Origin of the sequence: Pseudomonas wayambapalatensis, assembly GCF_049942315.1 — a bacterium.
Taxonomy (GTDB): domain Bacteria; phylum Pseudomonadota; class Gammaproteobacteria; order Pseudomonadales; family Pseudomonadaceae; genus Aquipseudomonas; species Aquipseudomonas wayambapalatensis.
Genome location: NZ_JBNFMU010000120.1, coordinates 22,418 through 42,021, shown reverse-complemented (window position 1 = coordinate 42,021; position 19,604 = coordinate 22,418). Strand labels below are relative to the sequence as shown.

The window sequence follows — 19,604 nt, the reverse complement described above, 5'->3', positions numbered from 1 at the left end:
CCGAGCGCGCCGAAGAGCGCCTGAAAACCCTGTTCCCCGATTACCCCGTCCTGCGCGTGGACCGCGACAGCACGTCGCGCAAGGACGCCATGCATCATTTGTTCACCACCATCCAGCGCGGCCAGCCGAGCATTCTGGTCGGCACACAGATGCTCGCGAAGGGGCATCACTTTCCGCGGGTAACCCTCGTGGCCATTCTCGATGCCGATGGCGGACTGTTCTCGGGTGATTTCCGCGCCAGCGAGCGCATGGCGCAACTGATCGTTCAGGTCGCCGGCCGTGCCGGGCGGGCCGAGGAGCCTGGCAAGGTGATCGTGCAGACCCACCTGGCCGAGCATCCACTGCTGGTGCAACTGACCGAGCAGGGCTATTTCGCCTTCGCCGAGCAGGCCCTGAGCGAGCGGCGCGCCGCTGGCCTGCCGCCCTTCTCGCACCTGGCCCTGCTGCGCGCCGAAGCGCACAAGCCCGGGCAGGCGGAAGCCTTTCTCGACGAGGCCTGCGCCGCCGCAGAGGCCGTGCTGGCCGAGCAGGGCTTGACCGGCATCGAGTTGCTTGGCCCCGTACCAGCCCCCATGGAGCGCCGCGCCGGGCGCTTCCGCGCGCAGTTGTTGATCCAGGCCAATGCCCGGGCGCCGCTGCATCGACTGATCAGCAGCTGGTTGCTAGTGTTGGAACAGATGCCGTCGGGGCGGCAGGTGCGCTGGTCGCTGGATGTGGACCCGGTCGATCTCTACTGAAGCCATGAAAGCCAGCGCAATCCTGCGCGAGCCGTAAAGGTTGGCAATCAAGCCCCGGCCACGGATAATGTTCCGTTTTTCCACCTGCGCATCGAAGCGCTGCACCGCGCTTGCGGTCGAAAAGAGAACCCGATGAAAGACACCATTCGCCAGCTGATCCAGCAAGCCCTCACCCAACTCGTCAACGAAGGTGTGTTGCCTGAAGGCCTGACGCCAGCGATCCAGGTGGAAAACGCCCGCGACAAGACCCACGGCGACTTCGCCAGCAACATCGCCATGATGCTGGCCAAACCGGCTGGCATGAAGCCGCGCGAGCTGGCCGACAAGCTGATCGCCGCCCTGCCTGCCAGCGCCGACATCAGCAAGGTCGAGATCGCCGGCCCCGGCTTCCTCAACTTCTTCCAGAACACCGACGCCCTGGCCAACCGCCTGAACGCGGCACTTGCAGACGCCCACCTGGGCGTGCGCAAGGCCGGCGCAGCGGAAAAAGTGGTCATCGACATGTCGGCGCCAAACCTGGCCAAGGAGATGCACGTCGGCCACCTGCGCTCGACCATCATCGGCGACAGCGTTGCGCGTGTACTGGAGTTCCTCGGCGACGAAGTGATCCGCCAGAACCATGTGGGCGACTGGGGCACCCAGTTCGGCATGCTGCTGGCCTACCTGGAAGAAAACCCCATCACCAGCGACGAGCTGTCGGACCTGGAAAACTTCTACCGCGCGGCGAAGAAGCGCTTCGACGAATCCGAAGACTTTGCCAACCGCGCCCGTGGGCTGGTGGTCAAGCTGCAGGCCGGCGACCCCGAGTGCATGGCGCTGTGGACGCGCTTCAAGGATATCTCGCTGTCGCACTGCCAGAAGACCTACGAACTGCTCAACGTCAAGCTGACCATGGCCGACGTGATGGGCGAAAGCGCCTATAACGCCGACCTCGCCAACGTGGTGGCCGACCTCAAGGCCAAGGGCCTGCTGGTCGAAAGCCAGGGCGCGCAGTGCGTATTCCTGGAAGAATTCAAGAACACCGAAGGCGAACCCCTGCCGGTGATCGTGCAGAAGGCCGACGGCGGCTATCTCTACGCCACCACCGACCTGGCCGCGGTGCGCTACCGCAGCAATGTGCTCAAGGCCGATCGCGCCCTGTACTTCGTCGACCAACGCCAGGCGCTGCACTTCAACCAGGTGTTCGAAGTGGCTCGCCGCGCAGGCTTCGTCGGGCACCCGATGAAAATGGAGCACATGGGCTTCGGCACCATGAACGGCGCCGATGGTCGCCCGTTCAAGACCCGCGACGGCGGCACCGTGAAGCTGATCGACCTGCTGAGCGAAGCCAAGGAACGCGCCTACGCGCTGGTCAAGGAAAAGAACCCGAGCCTGGCCGAAGACGAATTGCGTCATATCGGTGAAGTGGTCGGGATCGGCGCGGTGAAGTACGCCGACCTCTCCAAGCACCGGACCAGCGACTACAGCTTCAACTTCGAACTGATGCTCAACTTCGAAGGCAACACCGCGCCGTACCTGCTCTACGCCTACACCCGCGTGGCCGGTGTGTTCCGCAAGCTGGGCAAAGGTTTCGACGAAGTCGAGGGCGACATCGTGCTGCAGGCTGCCCACGAGCAGGACCTGGCCGCTCGCCTGGCGCAGTTCGGCGAAACGCTGAACAACGTCGCCGAAAAAGGCACCCCACACGTGCTGTGCAGCTACCTCTACGACCTGGCCGGCCTGTTCTCCAGCTTCTACGAGAACTGCCCGATCCTCGCCGCCGAAACCGCCGAACAGCAGCAGAGCCGCCTGCGCCTCGCCGCGCTGACCGGCCGCACCCTCAAGCAGGGCCTGGAACTGCTCGGCCTGGAAACCCTGGAGCGCATGTAAGTTGGCTGCCAAGAAAAAACCCGCGCCCAAGCGCGGCGCCAGCCGTCACCAGCCACCCGCCAAACAGCCGATCCCGGGCTGGGTGTGGCTGGCGGTCGGCCTGACCGTAGGCGCATTCATCGTCTTCCTGATGAAGCTCGAGCCCGGCGGCGACGACATCAAGCGTGCCAAGCCTGAACAGCAGAAGCCCGCCAAGGTCGCCGAGGCGACCAAAGGCACCGCGCCGACCACGCCGCAGCCGATCAAGCCCAAGTACGACTTCTACACGCTGCTGCCGGAGTCGGAAGTGATCGTGCCGCCCGAGGCGGTACCGGAAAAAACGCCGCCCGTGCCTGCCCAGCCGGTACAGCCCGCCACGCCGGTCACGCCAGCGGAAGCGGCAAAGATCGACACCGCCCGCGCCCAGGCGGCGCTGCTGGGCCAGACACCACCACCCGCACCACCGGTGATCAAACCCGCGGCCACGACACAGTTCTTCCTCCAGGCCGGCTCATTCCGCAAGGAGGCTGACGCCGACAAGGTGCGCGCGCAGATCATCCTGCTCGGCCAGGTGGTCAAGGTGGAATCGGGAACCGTGAAGGACGAGACCTGGTACCGCGTGCTGGTCGGCCCGTTCAGCAACCGCGAGCAGTTGACCGTGGCGCAGAAGCAGCTGGCCGGGGCAGGCTTCAACAACCTGCTGTTGCAGCAGCGACAGACCCGCCAATAACGAAAAAGGCCTTGCCGCACTGCGACAAGGCCTTTTTTCCAACGGCGTCAGCGCCGCCCGCTGTTGACCTCGGACACCTGGGTGTTGAGGGTCCAGAAGTCATACAGCACGCCAATCAGGAACAGACCGCCGGTAAACAGGTAGATGAGTGCGCTGATCCACTTGCCCTGGTAGAGCCGGTGAATGCCGAAGATACCCAGGAACGTCAGCAGCAGCCACGCCACGCTGTAGTTCACCTGCCCTGGCTGGAACCGCAGGTCAGCCTCGCGGTCCATGGACGGGATCAGGAACAGGTCGATCAGCCAGCCGATACCCAGCAGGCCCAAAGTGAAGAACCAGATGGTCCCGGTGATCGGCTTGCCGTAGTAGAAACGGTGCGAGCCGGTGAAGCCGAAGATCCACAACAGGTACCCGATGACCTTGCTGTGCGTGTCATGAAGCGGCGCACCCTGTTGATACGTATTCATTCAAAACCCTCGTGGGATAGCCGAAAATTTTCTAACGAAAAATGTGACTTTTTCGTTTTGCCCCGACGTATGGTACCCAGCCACACGACCAACGGATCAGAATTTGATCAAAAACCTGTTATAAAGTTGCGCGCCGACACCTATAAACATCCATAAAGAGCTTCAACTATGCCGCCTTTCTTCAAGACATGGCTGACCCTCTGCCTATTGTTACCCCTGGCCGCCCACGCCACCAACCGTGAGCAACGACTTCCCAACGGATTCACCGGCTACACCACCAACGCCGATGCTTCCGTGAAACGCGCTCCAGCCAAGCAGGTCAGCCTGCGCGCGCGCCCGGCCAATGCCGCCAAGAACCACGCGCTCCAGGTCGCGGCGATGTCGCCCAAGCAGAGCAGCGAAGTACTCAGCCGCGCGGTCAATGTGCTCGGCACCCCCTACCGTTGGGGCGGCAGCACGCCCGGCAAGGGCTTCGACTGCAGCGGCCTGGTCAAGTATGCGTTCAACGATGTCGCCGATGTCGACCTGCCGCGCACGTCCAATGCCATGGCCCAAGGGCATGGCGTCAAGGTGGCGCGGGACGACCTCAAGCCGGGCGACCTGATCTTCTTCAACATCAAGAGCCGTCGGGTCAATCACGTTGCCATCTACCTGGGCAACGACCGCTTCATCCACGCGCCGCGTACTGGCAAGCGGGTGAGCATCGACAGCCTCGAGAAGCCTTACTGGCAGAAGCACTACGTGGTTGCCAAGCGGGTGCTGCCCAAGGAGCAACAGGCGCTGCGCCTGGCCAAGCGCTGATCTGGATACTCAGGGGCTCACTGGACTCTTCGCGGGCAAGCCCGCTCCCACGAAGAGCGGTGAGGTATCTGTAGGGCTTGCTTCACCCTGCCCCCTGAATCACCCCTCGCGCCACCAGCGCCTGCATCGCCCCTTCCATCGTCACCATCCCCTGCGCCGCACCGGTCTGCATCACCGACTGCAACTGCGCCACGCGCCCCTCGCGAATCAGGTTGCGCACCGCAGGCGTCGCCACCAATACCTCCCGCGCCGCCACGCGACCGCCGCCCACCCGCCGCACCAGCACCTGCGCCACCACCAGACGCAACGACTCGGCCAGCATGGCGCGCACCAGTGGCTTCTCTTCGGCGGCGAAGACATCCACCAGACGATCGACACTGCTCGCGGCTGTTCGCGTATGCACCGTGGCCAGCACCAGATGCCCGGTCTGCGCCGCTCGCAGCGCCAGACGGATGGTTTCCAGGTCACGCAATTCACCGATCATGATCACATCCGGATCCTGGCGCAGGGCACTGCGCAATCCCTGGGCAAAGTCACGGCTATGGCGACCGATCTCACGCTGATTGATCAGGCAACGCTCGGCGCGGTGTACGAATTCCACCGGATCCTCCAATGTGAGGATATGGTTTGAGCGCTCACGATCAAGCTGCGCGATCAACGCAGCCAGGGTACTGGACTTGCCACTGCCGGTCGGACCACCTACCAGCACCAGGCCATCACGGCTCTCGGCAATGGCTCGAAACACTTCCGTGAGGTCGAGTTCTTCGACCGTCGGCACCTGTGCAGGTATCAGCCGCAAGCTCGCGGCCAGCCCCCGATACTGTCTGTACAGGTTCAGACGAAAACGCCCAAGCCCAGGCAAATCAAGGGCCAGGTCGATTTCGTCACCTGCCAGCCATTGGTGCAGATGAGGCGCATCGAGCCAAGCCGCCATGCCTTGCTCGATCATTTCACTTTGCAGCACGGGCAACGCCAGGCGCTGCAATTCGCCGTCCAGACGCCACAGCGGCGCCTCGCCCGCAGCCAGGTGCAGGTCCGAAGCCCCCGCCGCCACGGCCCGGGCCAGCAGGTCGGTCACATCCATGAGACTCCCCAAAGGCCATCAAGCAGGTAGAATGCCGCACACCACTGAGCTGCCGGCATCGATCCATGTCCACCCTAGCAGACAACCTTCGCGCTATCAGCGAACGCATCGACAACGCGGCCCGAGCCGCCGGACGCGACACCGCCAGCGTGCACCTGCTGGCCGTGAGCAAGACCAAGCCCGCCAGCGCCATTCGCGAAATCCACGCCGCTGGCGTACGCGACGTCGGCGAGAACTACCTGCAGGAAGCCCTGGCCAAGCAGGATGAATTGCGCGACCTGCCCTTGATCTGGCACTTCATCGGCCCCATCCAGTCGAACAAGACCAAGGCCATTGCCGAACACTTCGACTGGGTACACAGCGTGGATCGCCTGAAAATCGCCCAACGCCTGAGCGAGCAGCGCCCCAGCGGCCTGCCGGCGCTGAACGTCTGCCTGCAGGTGAACGTCAGCGGCGAAGACAGCAAATCCGGCTGCACCCCGGTCGACCTGCCGGCACTGGCCCAGGCCGTGGCCAAGCTGCCCAACCTGCGCCTGCGCGGGCTGATGGCGATTCCCGAGCCCAGCGACGACCGCGCCACCCAGGAGGCCGCCTTCGCCTGCCTGCGCCAGTTGCAGGAAAGCCTCGGCCTTGGCCTGGACACGCTGTCCATGGGCATGAGCCACGACCTGGAGGCGGCCATCGCCCAGGGGGCGACCTGGGTCCGTATCGGCACCGCCCTGTTCGGCGCCCGCGACTACGGGCAGCCCTGATTCCATGCTTTACTCACTCTCTCCTTCAAGGACCTGACATGAGCAAGACTCGTATTGCCTTCATCGGCGCCGGCAACATGGCCGCCAGCCTGATCGGCGGCCTGCGCGCCCAGGGCCTGGACGCCGCGCAGATCCGCGCCAGCGACCCGGGTGCCGAGACCCGCGCCCGGATCAATGCCGAGCACGGCATCGAAACCTTCGAAAACAACGCCCAGGCCATCGATGGCGCGGATGTGATCGTGCTGGCGGTCAAGCCACAGGTCATGAAGGCCGTGTGCGAAACTCTGAAGCCAAGCCTCAAGGCCGGCCAACTGGTGGTGTCCATCGCCGCCGGCATCACCTGCCAGAGCCTGCAGAGCTGGCTGGGCGAGATCCCGGTGGTGCGCTGCATGCCCAACACGCCATCGCTGCTGCGCCAGGGCGCCAGCGGCTTGTACGCCACTGCACAGGTCTCCGGCGAACAACGCCAGCAGGCAGAGCAACTGCTGACTGCGGTCGGCACCGCCCTGTGGCTGGAACAGGAACAGCAACTGGACGCCGTGACCGCGGTCTCCGGCAGCGGCCCCGCGTATTTCTTCCTGCTGATCGAGGCCATGACCGCTGCGGGCGAAAAGCTCGGCCTGCCGCGTGAAACCGCCTCGCAACTGACCCTGCAGACCGCCCTGGGCGCCGCGCACATGGCGGTTTCCAGCGATGTCGATGCCGCCGAACTGCGCCGTCGCGTCACCTCTCCAGCCGGGACCACCGAAGCGGCGATCAAGTCGTTCCAGGCCAACGGTTTCGAGGCCATCGTCGAGCAGGCGCTGCAGGCTGCGGCCACGCGCTCCGCCGAGCTGGCCGAACAATTGGGCAAATAAGGAGCTGTCGATGAATGCATTGTCCGGCGCCGCGATCTTCGTGGTGCAAACCCTGGTCAGCCTGTACCTGGTGATCGTCCTGCTGCGCTTCGTGCTGCAACTGGTCAAGGCCGACTTCTACAACCCGCTGAGCCAGTTCGCCGTGCGCGCCACCCAGCCGCTGCTCAAGCCGATCCGCCGGGTCATTCCCAGCATCGCTGGCCTGGACACCTCTTCGCTGCTGCTGGCGATCGTGATCCAGGCACTGCTGATGGCCTTCGTGCTGATGGTCACCTACGGCACCTTCGGCGACATCCTGCACCTGCTGATGTGGGCAATTCTCGGCATCACCTCGCTGTTCCTGAAGATTTTCTGGGTCGCGATGATCGTCATGGTGATCGTCTCCTGGGTCGCGCCGAACAGCCACAATCCCGCCGCCGAACTGGCCTACCAGATCAGCGAGCCGGTGCTGGCGCCGTTCCGTCGCCTGGTGCCCAACCTCGGCGGCATGGATATTTCGCCGATCTTCGCCTTCATCGCCATCCAGGTGATCCAGTCGTTCCTGATGCCACAACTGGCTGCCTATGCCGGCATGCCGCAAGAGCTGTGGCGGATGATCTGACCCACCGCGCCATCCAGCGGCAGCCTTTGCTTGCCGCTGGGGGTAGCGCTCTTTAGACTTACGCCTCCGTCAAGCGTGAGCAGGGTCGATGTCCACTGTCTTTCCCGAAGATTCCGTCGGTCTGGTAACCCCCCAGATCGCCCGGTTCGATGAACCGCTGGCCCTGGCCTGTGGCCGCGCCCTGGCCTCGTACGAACTCATCTACGAAACCTATGGCCAGCTCAACGCCAGCGCCAGCAATGCCGTGCTGATCTGCCACGCACTGTCCGGTCACCACCACGCCGCCGGCTACCATGCCGACACCGACCGCAAGCCGGGCTGGTGGGACAGCTGCATCGGCCCGGGCAAGCCGATCGATACCAATCGTTTCTTCGTGGTCAGCCTGAACAACCTGGGCGGCTGCAATGGCAGCACCGGCCCGAGCAGCATCAACCCGGCCACCGGCAAGCCCTATGGCGCGGACTTCCCGGTGCTGACCGTGGAAGACTGGGTACACAGCCAGGCCCGCCTGGCCGACCGCCTCGGCATCCAGACCTGGGCCGCCATCGTCGGCGGCAGCCTCGGCGGCATGCAAGCGCTGCAGTGGACCATCACCTACCCCGATCGCGTGCGCCACTGCGTGGACATCGCCTCGGCACCCAAGCTGTCGGCACAGAACATCGCCTTCAACGAAGTGGCACGCCAGGCTATCCTCACCGACCCCGAATTCCACGGCGGCTCATTCCAGGACCAGGGCGTGATCCCCAAGCGCGGGCTGATGCTGGCGCGCATGGTCGGGCACATCACCTACCTGTCCGACGATTCGATGGGCGAGAAATTCGGCCGCGAGCTCAAGAGCGACAAGCTCAACTACGACTTCCACAGCGTCGAGTTCCAGGTCGAGAGCTACCTGCGCTATCAGGGCGAGGAGTTTTCGGGGCGCTTCGACGCCAACACCTACCTGCTGATGACCAAGGCGCTGGACTACTTCGACCCGGCCGCCGCCCACGATGGCGACCTGGCCGCCACGCTGGCGCATGTCACGGCGCATTACTGCATCATGTCGTTCACCACCGACTGGCGCTTCTCGCCAGCCCGCTCGCGCGAGATCGTCGATGCCCTGATGGCTGCGCGCAAGAACGTCTGCTACCTGGACATCGACTCGCCCTACGGCCACGACGCCTTCCTCATCCCGACCCCGCGCTACATGCAGGGTTTCGCGAACTACATGAACCGCATCACCCTCTGAGGACCGCATGAGAGCCGACCTGGAAATCATCCACGACTGGATCCCCGCCGGCAGCCGGGTACTCGACCTGGGCTGCGGTAACGGCGAACTGCTGGCCTCGCTGCGTGATCGCAAGAACGTCACCGGCTATGGCCTGGAAATCGACGCCGACAACATCGCCGAGTGCGTGAGCAAGGGCGTCAACGTCATCGAACAAGACCTGGACAAAGGCCTGGGCAACTTTGCCAGCAACAGCTTCGACGTGGTGGTCATGACCCAGGCCCTGCAGGCGGTGGAGTACCCCGACCGCATTCTCGACGAAATGCTGCGGGTCGGTCGCCAGTGCATCATCACCTTCCCCAACTTCGGCCACTGGCGCTGCCGCTGGTACCTGGCCACCAAGGGGCGCATGCCGGTGTCGGACTTCATGCCATACACCTGGTACAACACCCCGAACATCCACTTCTGCACCTTCGAAGACTTCGAGAACCTGTGCCGCGAGCGCAACGCCAAGGTGCTCGACCGCCTCGCTGTCGACCATCTGCACCGCAACGGGTGGGGCGGCCGGCTTTGGCCTAATCTTCTGGGAGAGATCGGCATCTATCGGGTCAGCAGTCCTGGGCTGCAAGAGCATCAGGTCGCGGTCTGATCCACCTATCGGAGGAATGGCACCATGCGTCGTCTCGCACTTTTGCTGATCAGCCTGTGCCTGGCATGGCCAGTGCTGGCTGCCGATGCCGCCCGTCCCGAGCGCAAGCAGGACTTCGGCGACGTCACGGTGCACTACAGCGCCTTCACCTCGAGCATGCTGCAGCCGGACATCGCCGCAGCCACCGGCCTTGTCCGCAGCAAGAACCAGGGCGTGCTCAACATCGCCGTGCTCAAGGCCGGCAAGCCTGGCACGGCGGTGGTCAGCGGCACGGTCAAGGATCTCACCGGCCGCAGCAGCCCGCTGTCGTTCAGGCAGATCACCGACCAGGGTGCGGTGTACTACATCGCCCAGTTCAAGATCGCACAGGCTGAAACCCTGACCTTCGACCTCAACATCGAAACCGGCGGCGTCAGCCACACACTCAGCTTCAACCAGGAAGTGTTCCCAGGCGAATGATGAATTTCCAGCAACTCGTATTGGCCAGCCACAATGCCGGCAAACTGAAAGAACTCCAGGCCATGCTTGGCGGTTCCGTGCAACTGCGCTCGATCGGCGAATTCAGCCAGGTCGAGCCGGAGGAGACCGGCTTGTCATTCGTCGAGAACGCCATCCTCAAGGCTCGCAACGCCGCGCGCCTCTCCGGCCTGCCGGCACTGGCCGACGACTCGGGCCTGGCGGTGGACTTCCTGGGCGGCGCACCGGGCATCTACTCGGCCCGCTACGCCGACGGCAAGGGTGATGCGGCGAACAACGCCAAGCTGCTCGACGCCCTGAAGGATGTGCCCGAGGGGCAGCGTGGCGCGCAGTTCGTCTGCGTCCTGGCCCTGGTACGCCATGCCGACGACCCTCTGCCGATCCTCTGCGAAGGCCTGTGGCACGGCAGCATTCTGTTCGAGGCCAGCGGCGAGCATGGCTTCGGCTATGACCCATTGTTCTGGGTGCCGGAGCGCAACTGCTCCAGCGCCGACCTCGCACCGCTCGAGAAGAACCAGCTCAGCCATCGCGCCCGCGCCATGGCCCTGCTGCGTCAGCGTCTGGGCCTGGCATGACCGAACAGCCGTCCCTGCAGCCGGCGGGTCTGATCCTTCCAGAACTCCCGCCGCTGTCGCTGTACATCCACATTCCCTGGTGTGTGCGCAAGTGCCCCTATTGCGACTTCAACTCGCACCAGGCCGGCCCGACGCTGCCTGAAGACGACTACATCGACGCCCTGCTCGCCGACCTGGAGCAGGAACTGCCTGCGGTGCAGGGCCGCCCGATCAGCACGATCTTCTTCGGCGGCGGCACGCCAAGCCTGTTCAGTGCCGCCTCGCTGGGTCGCCTGCTGCGCGGTATCGAGCAACGTATCCCGTTCGCCCCGGACATCGAGATCACCCTCGAAGCCAACCCCGGCACCTTCGAGCAGGACAAGTTCAAGGCCTACCGCCAGACCGGCATCAACCGTCTGTCCATCGGTGTGCAGAGCTTCCAGCCGGCCAAGCTGGAAAAACTCGGGCGTATCCACAACGGCGATGAAGCCGTGCGCGCGGCAGACATGGCCCGCGCGGCAGGTTTCGACAACTTCAATCTGGACCTGATGCACGGCCTGCCGGACCAGTCGCTGGACGAAGCGCTGGGTGACCTGCGCCAGGCCATCGCACTCGCGCCTACGCACTTGTCGTGGTACCAGCTCACCCTGGAACCGAACACCGTATTCTGGAACCAGCCGCCCGAACTGCCCGAGGACGACATCCTCTGGGACATCCAGGAAGCCGGCCAGACGCTGATGGCCGACCACGGCTATCGCCAGTACGAAGTTTCGGCCTACGCCCAGCCAGGACGCGCGGCACGGCACAATCTCAACTATTGGCGCTTCGGCGATTTCATCGGCATCGGCGCGGGGGCGCACGGCAAGCTGTCGTTCCCGGACGGGCGTATCCTGCGCACCTGGAAGACCCGCCTGCCCAAGGACTACCTCAACCCGGCGAAACCCTTCAAAGCGGGCGAGAAGCTGCTGCCCGCCGATGAGCTACCGTTCGAATTCCTGATGAATGCCCTGCGTCTGACCGATGGCGTGGAGGCCGAGCTGTTCACCCGACGCACCGGCCTGCCGCTGGCACGGTTGGCAGAAGCTCGCCGTGGGGCCGAACAAAAGGGCCTTCTGCAGGTCGAACCCGATCGACTGGCGGCCACACCGCGGGGCCAGTTGTTCCTCAACGACCTGCTGCAGTACTTCTTGAATTAAGGATGACCCATGGACCTGGTACTTGACCTGCTCTCGACCGTTTCCCGCTGGAGCCGCAGCAACCTCTCGGAGATTTCCCTGGCACTCGTAGGGTGCTTGCTGGTGTTGTTCGGCACCGACCTCAAGGGCTGGGTCGACCAGCGCCTGGGCGGCCTCGCCGGCGCCCTGCGCGTGCCGTTCATGGCGCTGCTGGTGATGATCGGCAGCGGTGCGGCGCTGATCTATGCCACGCCCTGGGTGGTGAAGGCGCTGGCGCAATTCAACAACTATGCGTTGGCGCCAGTGCTGCTGGTGGTGCTGGTACTCATCGGGGTGGTAGCCGACCGCCGCGGGTAACAGGCCGCAAAATGAAAAAACGCCCATTCCAGGGCGTTTTTTTCAGTCCAGCTTCTCGAACTTGAGGTCCCAGACCCCGTGCCCGAGCCGCTCGCCGCGGCGCTCGAACTTGGTGATCGGACGCTCCTCGGGGCGTGGCACGTAAGCACCATCCGCCGCCTGGTTGCGATAGCCCGGCGCGACCTTCATCACCTCCAGCATGTGCTCGGCATAGGGTTCCCAGTCGGTGGCCATATGGAACACGCCGCCCACCTTGAGCTTGCGCCGTACCAGCTCGGCGAACTCGGGCTGGACGATGCGGCGCTTGTGGTGTCGCGCCTTGTGCCAAGGATCGGGGAAGAACAGCATCAGGCGGTCGAGGCTGTTGTCGGCGACACAGCGGTTGAGCACCTCGATGGCATCGCAGTCGTACACCCGCAGGTTCTTCAGCCCTTGGGTCAGCACGCCGTTGAGCAGCGCACCAACACCTGGGCGGTGCACTTCCACGCCGATGAAGTCCAGCTCAGGCGAAGCAGCGGCCATCTCCAGCAGCGAGTGGCCCATGCCGAAGCCGATCTCCAGGGTGCGCGGCGCCGAGCGCCCGAACACCTGGTCGTAGTCTACCGGGCTCTCGGCCAACGGCAGGATGAACAGGGGGCCGCCCTGGTCCAGGCCGCGTTGCTGGCCTTCGGTCATGCGGCCTGCGCGCATCACGAAACTCTTGATGCGGCGGTGCGGGCGCTCTTCGCCGTCGGCAGTGATCGGCGTTTCTTGCGATTCAGTCATCGGGGGCTCTTACTTGATCAGACCTTCCAGCGGCGAGGACGCGCTGGCATAGAGTTTCTTAGGCATGCGCCCGGCGAGGTACGCCATGCGGCCGGCAAGGATCGCGTGCTTCATGGCCTCGGCCATCAGCACCGGTTGCTGCGCGTGGGCGATTGCCGAGTTCATCAGCACCGCTTCGCAGCCCATTTCCATGGCGATGGTGGCGTCGGAGGCGGTACCCACGCCGGCATCGACCAGCACCGGTACTTTCGATTCTTCGAGGATGATCTGCAGGTTGTACGGGTTGCAGATCCCGAGACCTGTGCCGATCAGGCCAGCCAGTGGCATCACCGCGATGCAGCCGGCTTCGGCCAGCTGACGGGCGATGATCGGATCATCGCTGGTGTAGACCATCACGTCGAAACCTTCCTTGACCAGCACTTCGGCGGCCTTGAGGGTTTCGATGACGTTGGGGAACAGGGTTTTCTGGTCGGCCAGCACTTCCAGCTTCACCAGGGTACGGCTCTCGTGGGACTTGTGCCCTTCGAGCAGCTCACGGGCCAGGCGGCAGGTACGCACCGCTTCAACGGCATCGAAGCAGCCTGCGGTGTTCGGCAGGATGGTGTACTTGTCGGGCGACAACACGTCGAGCAGGTTCGGCTCGCCCGCATTCTGGCCGAGGTTGGTGCGGCGCACGGCTACGGTGACGATCTCGGCACCCGAGGCCTCGGTGGCCAGGCGGGTTTCTTCCATGTCACGGTATTTGCCGGTACCCACCAGCAGGCGCGACTGGAAAGTGCGCCCGGCCAGGACGAAAGGCTTGTCGCTGCGAACGTTGCTCATCGATGTTCCTCTGCAAAGGTTACGGGGCTTACGGGTGACTTGCCGGGGCGCGCTCAACCGCCGCCGATGGCGTGGACCACTTCGACCTGGTCACCCTCGTTCAACAGGGTGCTTTCGTGCTGGCTGCGCGGCACGATGTCCAGGTTCAGTTCCACCGCCACACGACGCCCGACCAGCTCCAGCCGGCTCAACAGGGCCGCGACGCTCTCGCCCGCAGGCAGTTCGTAAGGTTCACCGTTCAGTTGAATGCGCATGCGCACGGCCACCATCGTTCATTGGGGCCCGCATTCTAGCCCCGATCAGCCTTGCAACCCAAGGGCGACGCGCGCCATTAGTCGCGATTCTCGACCGCTTGGTCAGCCCAGGCGCCAGGCTGCCAGCCCCAGGCACAGCCAGCCGGCGAGGAAGCACAGGCCGCCGATGGGGGTGATGATGCCAAGCTTGCCCAACCCGGTGAGGGTCAGCACGTAAAGGCTGCCGGAAAACAGCAGGATACCGACTGCGAACAGCCCGCCCGCCCAACCGACCAGGCGGCCCGGCAAGTGCACCGAAAGCAGCGCGACCGCCAGGATCGCCAGGGCATGGACCAGTTGATACGTAACGCCGGTGTGGAAGATCGCCAGGTAATCGGCGGTAAGACGGTTCTTCAGGCCGTGTGCGGCAAAGGCACCCAGGGCCACACCCGTAAAGCCAAAGAACGCGGCGAGCATCAGGAAGCTGCGAAGCATGGGACGACTCCTCGAGACGGGTCTGTATAATGGCCCGTTCCATCGGTCCGGCCAAGCTATCGACATGCTGTCATCCCTGATCCGCCGTCTCGCCCGCGCCCTGCTCTGGTTCGCCGCCGGCAGCATCGTGCTGGTGCTGGTGCTGCGCTGGGTGCCGCCACCGGGCACCGCACTGATGGTCGAACGCAAGGTGCAGTCCTGGTTCAGTGGTGAGCCGATCGACCTGCAGCGCGACTGGACGCCCTGGGATGAGATCTCCGATGACCTCAAGGTAGCCGTCATCGCGGGCGAGGACCAGCGTTTCGCCAGCCACTGGGGGTTCGACATCCCCGCGATCCAGGCCGCGCTGGCCCATAACGAGCGCGGCGGCAGTATCCGCGGCGCCAGCACACTCTCCCAGCAAGTGGCGAAGAACCTGTTCCTGTGGTCCGGGCGCAGCTGGTTTCGCAAAGGTCTGGAAGCCTGGTTCACCGGCCTGATGGAGCTGTTCTGGTCGAAAGAGCGAATCCTCGAGGTCTATCTAAACAGCGCCGAATGGGGCCCGGGCGTATTCGGCGCCCAGGCAGCGGCGCGCTATCACTTCGGCGTCGACGCCAGCCGCCTCACGCGCCAGCAGGCCAGCCAGCTTGCGGCAGTGCTGCCCAGCCCGCTCAAGTGGAGCGCCAGCCGCCCGAGTACCTATGTCGCCAGCCGGGCGGGGTGGATTCGACGGCAGATGAGCCAGCTCGGGGGCACCAGCTACCTGATGCAACTGGAGAGCGCGCGCAAGCCTTGATGCTCCTGAAGCCCCGCGTGCCCCACAAAAAAGCCGCCTGCCCCGCGAGGGACAGGCGGCTTTTCAGTCAGGGCGCCGATCAGACCGTGATCAGTGCCTTGACCTTGCTCATCGCGTTCTTCTCGAGCTGACGAATCCGCTCGGCCGACACACTGTACTTCTCTGCCAGCTCGTGCAGCGTGGCCTTTTCCTCGGCCAGCCAGCGCTGATAGAGAATGTCGCGGCTGCGCTCGTCCAGGCCACTGAGCGCCTCATGCAGGTTGCTGTTGGAGTTATCGCTCCAATCGGCATCCTCCAGCTGCATGGCCGGATCGTAGCGGTGATCTTCAAGATAGTGCGCAGGCGACTGGAAGGCGCTGTCGTCGTCGGCATCGGCTGCCGGGTCGAAGGCCATGTCCTGACCGCTCAGGCGGCTTTCCATCTCGCGCACTTCCCGAGGCTCGACGCCCAGGCTTTCGGCGACACGGTGCACTTCGTCGTTGTTCAGCCAGGCCAGACGCTTCTTCTGGCTGCGCAGGTTGAAGAACAGCTTGCGCTGCGCCTTGGTGGTGGCGACCTTGACGATGCGCCAGTTGCGCAGGATGAACTCGTGGATCTCAGCCTTGATCCAGTGCACGGCGAAGGATACCAGGCGCACACCCATCTCGGGGTTGAAGCGCTTGACCGCCTTCATCAGGCCAACGTTGCCTTCCTGGATCAGGTCGGCCTGGGCCAGACCGTAGCCGGCGTAGCTACGGGCGATATGTACGACGAAACGCAGGTGGGCCATCACCATTTGCCGAGCGGCCTCAAGATCCTGCTCATAATAGAGACGCTCAGCCAGTTCACGCTCCTGCTCGACCGTCAGCAGCGGAATGCTGTTGACCGTGTGCACGTAGGCTTCCAGGTTTGCACCGGGCACCAGGGCATAGGCAGGTTGCAACGAAGTGGTCATTCAAGTACCTCCGACTCACTGGACTCGTGCCTTGTGGGCACTGCCATCATTGACCCGGAACCACGAAACAAGTTCCTGGATGAAAAAAAGTCAATGCTGGCAAGAAAGCATTATCGCGGTGCGAGCTCGTTCAAGTGGCGAGCGACCGCAATCCAAGCACCGATATACCCCAAGAGTACTGCACCAATCAAGAGTGACAGACCATCGGAGCCTGGCACCCCACCCAGGGCGAAGTCACTGTTGTACAGCCCGGAAAGCCCGACAACCGCGTCGTTCAGCCAGTTCAGGCCAAACGCCAGGATACCCCAGGCCAGCACGCCCGCACCCAGGCCATACAAGGCTCCCATGTAGAGGAAGGGGCGGCGTACGTAGCTGTCGGTGCCGCCGACCAGCTTGATCACTTCGATCTCGACACGGCGGTTCTCGATGTGCAGGCGAATTGTGTTACCAATTACCAAAAGCAGTGCGGAAATCAGCATGACCGCCAGGCCGAAGACAAAACGGTCACCCAACTTGAGAATCGCCGCCAGGCGCTCGACCCAAACCAGATCCAACTGCGCCACTTCGACCCGCGGCAACTCAGACAGGCGCTGGCGCAAGGCTTCGAGCGCCGGCTTGTCGACTTCGGTCGGCGTCACCACCACCACACCGGGCAGCGGGTTGTCCGGCAACTCGCGCAAGGCCTCGCCCAGGCCGGATTGCTGCTGGAACTCCTGCAGCGCCTGCTCGCGGCTGACATAGGTCGCCTCGGCCACGCCGGGCATGCCCTTGATCTCATCGCGCAGCGCTTCACCCTCCTTGCTGCCCGCGTCAAGCTTGAGGTAGAGCGAAATCTGCGCCGCGCGCTGCCAGGAGCCGCCGAGCTTCTCGACATTCTTCAGCAGCAGCGACAGGCCCATGGGCATGCTCAGTGCCACAGCCATCACCAGACAGGTGAAGAAGCTGCCGATCGGCTGCTTGCCCAGGCGGCGAAGGCTGTCGGCAAGGCTGGCGCGATGGCTTTCCAGCCAGGCGTTCAACAGAGTGCGGAAATCCGGGCCATCGTCGTCGTGGCCGCCGCGCTGTTTTTCCGGTTTCGGGTCGGCGGCCTTGGGCGCAACACGCTCGGAGACCTTTGGCGTACGCGTAGTGCTCATTGTCCGGCCTCCCCATCGCCGATCAGTCGTCCGCGCTGAAGCGTCAGCATGCGGTGACGCATGCGCGCGATCAGCGCCAGGTCGTGGCTGGCGATCAGCACCGTGGTGCCCAGGCGGTTGATGTCTTCGAACACGCCCATGATCTCTGCGGCCAGCCGCGGGTCGAGGTTACCGGTGGGTTCGTCCGCCAGCAGCAGCGCCGGCTGGTGAACGATGGCGCGGGCGATGCCCACACGTTGCTGCTGCCCGGTCGACAGATCAGCAGGGAACAGCTCGCCCTTGTCCGACAGCGACACGCGCTCCAGCGCCGAATCCACGCGCTTGGCGATCTCCACCTTGGACAGGCCGAGGATCTGCAGCGGCAACGCGATGTTGTTGAACACGGTGCGGTCGAACAGCAACTGGTGGTTCTGGAACACCACGCCGATCTGGCGGCGCAGGAACGGGATCTGCGCATTGCTGATCTGGCCCAGGTCCTGGCCGGCCAGCAGCAGCTTGCCGCTGGTCGGACGCTCCATCGCCAGCAGCAGGCGCAGCAAGGTGCTCTTGCCCGCGCCGGAGTGGCCGGTGACGAACAGGAATTCGCCCCGGCGTGCCCGGAAGCTCAGCTCATGCAGGCCGACATGGCCATTGGGGTAGCGCTTGGCGACCTGCTCGAATCGGATCATGGGTGCTCACGCTCGGCAAACAGGGCTTTGACGAAGGGTTCGGCCTCGAAGGTGCGCAGATCGTCGATACCCTCACCGACCCCGATGAAGCGGATCGGCAGGCTGAACTGCTTGGCCAGGGCGAAGATCACACCGCCCTTGGCGGTGCCGTCCAGCTTGGTCAGGGCCAGGCCGGTCAGCTCGACGCTCTGGTTGAAGTACTTGGCCTGGCTGATGGCGTTTTGTCCGGTCCCTGCGTCCAGCACCAGCAGGACCTCATGCGGCGCGTCGGCATCCAGCTTGCCGATGACCCGACGGACCTTTTTCAGCTCCTCCATCAGGTTATCCTTGGTGTGCAGACGCCCGGCGGTGTCGGCGATCAGCACGTCGGCGCCACGGGCCTTGGCGGCCTGTACGGCATCGAAGATCACCGAGGCCGAGTCGGCGCCGGTGTGCTGGGCGATCACCGGGATCTGGTTGCGCTCGCCCCAGACCTGCAACTGCTCCACCGCAGCCGCACGGAAGGTATCACCGGCAGCGAGCATGACCTTCTTGCCTTCGAGCTGCAGCTTCTTGGCCAGCTTGCCGATGGTGGTGGTCTTGCCCGCGCCGTTCACGCCGACGACAAGGATCACATAGGGCTTGCTCCGGGCTTCGATCTTCAGAGGCTGCTCGACCGGGCGCAGCAGCGCGGCCAGCTCTTCCTGCAGCGACTTGTACAGCGCATCGGCGTCTGCCAACTGTTTGCGGGCGACTTTCTGCGTGAGGTTCTGGACGATCAGCGAAGTAGCCTCGACGCCCACGTCGGCAGTGAGCAGGCGAGTTTCGATCTCGTCGAGCAGGTCGTCGTCGATGACTTTCTTGCCCAGGAACAGGCTGGCCATGCCTTCGCCAATACTGGCGCTGGTCTTGGACAGGCCCTGCTTGAGGCGGGCGAAGAAGCCGGGCCTGGACTGCTCGGTGGCGGCAACGGCGGGTTCTGGCTCGGCCAGGGCAGGCTCGGGCGCCACCGGTGCAGGCGCAGGCGTGACAACTACTGGCTCAGGCTCGATGACAACCGCCGCCACAGGTTCAGGGATCGCGACAGGGCGCTCGGGAATGGCTGGCGGTTCGCTCGGTTCCAGGTCAGGGACCAGCGCCACGGGTTCCTCGGCGACAGGCAATACCAGATTGCTGACTGGTGGAGGGGTTTCGACCTCGACAGGCTGCGCAGGCGTTGCCTGGGGAGCCTCTGCCGGTGCTGGCACTTCATCTGGCACAACCGGCGCATCGGCGACAACCGGCTCGAGCGCAGCGACAACGGCCTGCTCGACGGGCGTGGATGGCGCTACCGGCTCGTTAACGGGCTGCTCGGGGGCTTGCGGCTGTTCGGCGACAGGTTGCTGCGGCTTCTTGCGAAACCAGCCGAACAGGCCTTTCTTTTCACCGGCCTCGGCCGGCGCTTTCTTGTCGTCGTTGGAACCAAACATGGAAGACGGCTATCTCAGGGTGGCGATGCACC

Annotated in this window: 24 protein-coding genes; 14 read left to right on the top strand and 10 right to left on the bottom strand. The window is 64.2% G+C overall.

The genetic code is table 11. The features are described from left to right. The 3 genes from ACPZMI_RS06465 to ACPZMI_RS06455 all read left to right on the top strand — a co-directional run. A partial coding sequence (locus tag ACPZMI_RS06465; RefSeq protein WP_426351891.1) for a helicase-related protein occupies positions 1-737 on the top strand: 737 nt, incomplete at its 5' end. 132 nt (positions 738-869) lie between these two features. Next, positions 870-2,606, top strand: coding sequence for an arginine--tRNA ligase (argS, locus tag ACPZMI_RS06460; protein ID WP_186721479.1), 1,737 nt, complete (start codon positions 870-872; stop codon positions 2,604-2,606). 1 nt (position 2,607) lies between these two features. Further along, positions 2,608-3,315, top strand: coding sequence for an SPOR domain-containing protein (locus ACPZMI_RS06455; RefSeq protein ID WP_186665608.1), 708 nt, complete (start codon positions 2,608-2,610; stop codon positions 3,313-3,315). 47 nt (positions 3,316-3,362) lie between these two features. Here ACPZMI_RS06455 and ACPZMI_RS06450 read toward each other — a convergent pair whose 3' ends face one another. Next, positions 3,363-3,782 carry an NINE protein gene (locus ACPZMI_RS06450; RefSeq protein ID WP_288376468.1) on the bottom strand — a complete coding sequence of 140 codons (420 nt, stop codon included), beginning with the start codon at positions 3,780-3,782 and terminating at the stop codon, positions 3,363-3,365. 168 nt (positions 3,783-3,950) lie between these two features. On the opposite strand from ACPZMI_RS06450, the gene ACPZMI_RS06445 reads away from it, so the two are divergent. Then, complete coding sequence (locus ACPZMI_RS06445; protein WP_186665606.1) at positions 3,951-4,583, top strand: C40 family peptidase; 633 nt, start codon at positions 3,951-3,953, stop codon at positions 4,581-4,583. Positions 4,584-4,665: 82 nt separating this feature from the next. Here ACPZMI_RS06445 and ACPZMI_RS06440 read toward each other — a convergent pair whose 3' ends face one another. Next, on the bottom strand, positions 4,666-5,667 hold the full coding sequence (locus ACPZMI_RS06440) for a type IV pilus twitching motility protein PilT (protein WP_186665605.1): 1,002 nt from the start codon (positions 5,665-5,667) through the stop codon (positions 4,666-4,668). Between the two features lie 65 nt (positions 5,668-5,732). On the opposite strand from ACPZMI_RS06440, the gene ACPZMI_RS06435 reads away from it, so the two are divergent. The 9 genes from ACPZMI_RS06435 (at position 5,733) to ACPZMI_RS06395 (ending at position 12,296) form a co-directional block, all read left to right on the top strand. Then, positions 5,733-6,419 carry a YggS family pyridoxal phosphate-dependent enzyme gene (locus tag ACPZMI_RS06435; RefSeq protein ID WP_186665603.1) on the top strand — a complete coding sequence of 229 codons (687 nt, stop codon included), beginning with the start codon at positions 5,733-5,735 and terminating at the stop codon, positions 6,417-6,419. A 38-nt stretch (positions 6,420-6,457) separates the two neighbouring features. Beyond that, positions 6,458-7,276, top strand: a complete 819-nt coding sequence (gene proC, locus ACPZMI_RS06430) for a pyrroline-5-carboxylate reductase (protein ID WP_186665601.1) — start codon at positions 6,458-6,460, stop codon at positions 7,274-7,276. A 10-nt stretch (positions 7,277-7,286) separates the two neighbouring features. Then, the gene (locus ACPZMI_RS06425; RefSeq protein ID WP_288376464.1) at positions 7,287-7,877 is read left to right on the top strand and encodes a YggT family protein; all 591 of its coding nucleotides are present in this window, start codon (positions 7,287-7,289) and stop codon (positions 7,875-7,877) included. Between the two features lie 88 nt (positions 7,878-7,965). Continuing rightward, positions 7,966-9,105, top strand: coding sequence for a homoserine O-succinyltransferase MetX (gene metX, locus ACPZMI_RS06420; protein WP_186665597.1), 1,140 nt, complete (start codon positions 7,966-7,968; stop codon positions 9,103-9,105). A gap of 7 nt (positions 9,106-9,112) precedes the next feature. Then, positions 9,113-9,733, top strand: a complete 621-nt coding sequence (metW, locus tag ACPZMI_RS06415; protein WP_186665596.1) for a methionine biosynthesis protein MetW — start codon at positions 9,113-9,115, stop codon at positions 9,731-9,733. A 24-nt stretch (positions 9,734-9,757) separates the two neighbouring features. Next, entirely contained in the window at positions 9,758-10,192 is a 435-nt protein-coding gene (locus ACPZMI_RS06410) for a DUF4426 domain-containing protein (RefSeq protein WP_186665594.1), read from the top strand. Next, positions 10,189-10,785, top strand: a complete 597-nt coding sequence (gene rdgB, locus ACPZMI_RS06405; protein ID WP_186665592.1) for an RdgB/HAM1 family non-canonical purine NTP pyrophosphatase — start codon at positions 10,189-10,191, stop codon at positions 10,783-10,785. The genes ACPZMI_RS06410 and rdgB overlap by 4 nt, the downstream gene beginning before the upstream one ends. Beyond that, a complete protein-coding gene (hemW, locus tag ACPZMI_RS06400; RefSeq protein ID WP_426351890.1) occupies positions 10,782-11,960 on the top strand; it encodes a radical SAM family heme chaperone HemW in 1,179 nt (392 codons plus the stop codon). The genes rdgB and hemW overlap by 4 nt, the downstream gene beginning before the upstream one ends. Positions 11,961-11,969: 9 nt before the next feature. Next, positions 11,970-12,296: a DUF3392 family protein gene (locus ACPZMI_RS06395; protein ID WP_054891168.1), complete on the top strand. Its 327-nt coding sequence runs from the start codon at positions 11,970-11,972 to the stop codon at positions 12,294-12,296. Between the two features lie 42 nt (positions 12,297-12,338). On the opposite strand, the gene trmB is transcribed toward ACPZMI_RS06395, so the two are convergent. From trmB to ACPZMI_RS06375, 4 genes are all read right to left on the bottom strand, one after another. Then, positions 12,339-13,061, bottom strand: coding sequence for a tRNA (guanosine(46)-N7)-methyltransferase TrmB (gene trmB, locus ACPZMI_RS06390; RefSeq protein ID WP_186665587.1), 723 nt, complete (start codon positions 13,059-13,061; stop codon positions 12,339-12,341). 9 nt (positions 13,062-13,070) lie between these two features. Continuing rightward, a complete protein-coding gene (locus ACPZMI_RS06385; RefSeq protein ID WP_186665585.1) occupies positions 13,071-13,883 on the bottom strand; it encodes a thiazole synthase in 813 nt (270 codons plus the stop codon). A gap of 53 nt (positions 13,884-13,936) precedes the next feature. Beyond that, positions 13,937-14,137, bottom strand: a complete 201-nt coding sequence (gene thiS / locus ACPZMI_RS06380; RefSeq protein ID WP_426351889.1) for a sulfur carrier protein ThiS — start codon at positions 14,135-14,137, stop codon at positions 13,937-13,939. Between the two features lie 102 nt (positions 14,138-14,239). After that, positions 14,240-14,611, bottom strand: coding sequence for a DUF423 domain-containing protein (locus ACPZMI_RS06375; RefSeq protein ID WP_054891165.1), 372 nt, complete (start codon positions 14,609-14,611; stop codon positions 14,240-14,242). Between the two features lie 64 nt (positions 14,612-14,675). On the opposite strand from ACPZMI_RS06375, the gene mtgA reads away from it, so the two are divergent. Continuing rightward, positions 14,676-15,386 carry a monofunctional biosynthetic peptidoglycan transglycosylase gene (mtgA, locus tag ACPZMI_RS06370; protein ID WP_186665584.1) on the top strand — a complete coding sequence of 237 codons (711 nt, stop codon included), beginning with the start codon at positions 14,676-14,678 and terminating at the stop codon, positions 15,384-15,386. 79 nt (positions 15,387-15,465) lie between these two features. Here the strand turns inward: mtgA and rpoH are convergent, their stop codons facing one another. From rpoH to ftsY, 4 genes are all read right to left on the bottom strand, one after another. Then, positions 15,466-16,320: an RNA polymerase sigma factor RpoH gene (rpoH, locus tag ACPZMI_RS06365; RefSeq protein ID WP_186665582.1), complete on the bottom strand. Its 855-nt coding sequence runs from the start codon at positions 16,318-16,320 to the stop codon at positions 15,466-15,468. A gap of 110 nt (positions 16,321-16,430) precedes the next feature. Beyond that, positions 16,431-17,456, bottom strand: coding sequence for a permease-like cell division protein FtsX (gene ftsX / locus ACPZMI_RS06360; RefSeq protein WP_063541629.1), 1,026 nt, complete (start codon positions 17,454-17,456; stop codon positions 16,431-16,433). Further along, complete coding sequence (gene ftsE / locus ACPZMI_RS06355) at positions 17,453-18,124, bottom strand: cell division ATP-binding protein FtsE (protein ID WP_186665578.1); 672 nt, start codon at positions 18,122-18,124, stop codon at positions 17,453-17,455. The genes ftsX and ftsE overlap by 4 nt, the downstream gene beginning before the upstream one ends. Next, positions 18,121-19,572 carry a signal recognition particle-docking protein FtsY gene (gene ftsY, locus ACPZMI_RS06350; RefSeq protein WP_426351888.1) on the bottom strand — a complete coding sequence of 484 codons (1,452 nt, stop codon included), beginning with the start codon at positions 19,570-19,572 and terminating at the stop codon, positions 18,121-18,123. Before ftsY ends, ftsE begins: the two co-directional genes overlap by 4 nt. Positions 19,573-19,604 lie beyond the last annotated feature (32 nt).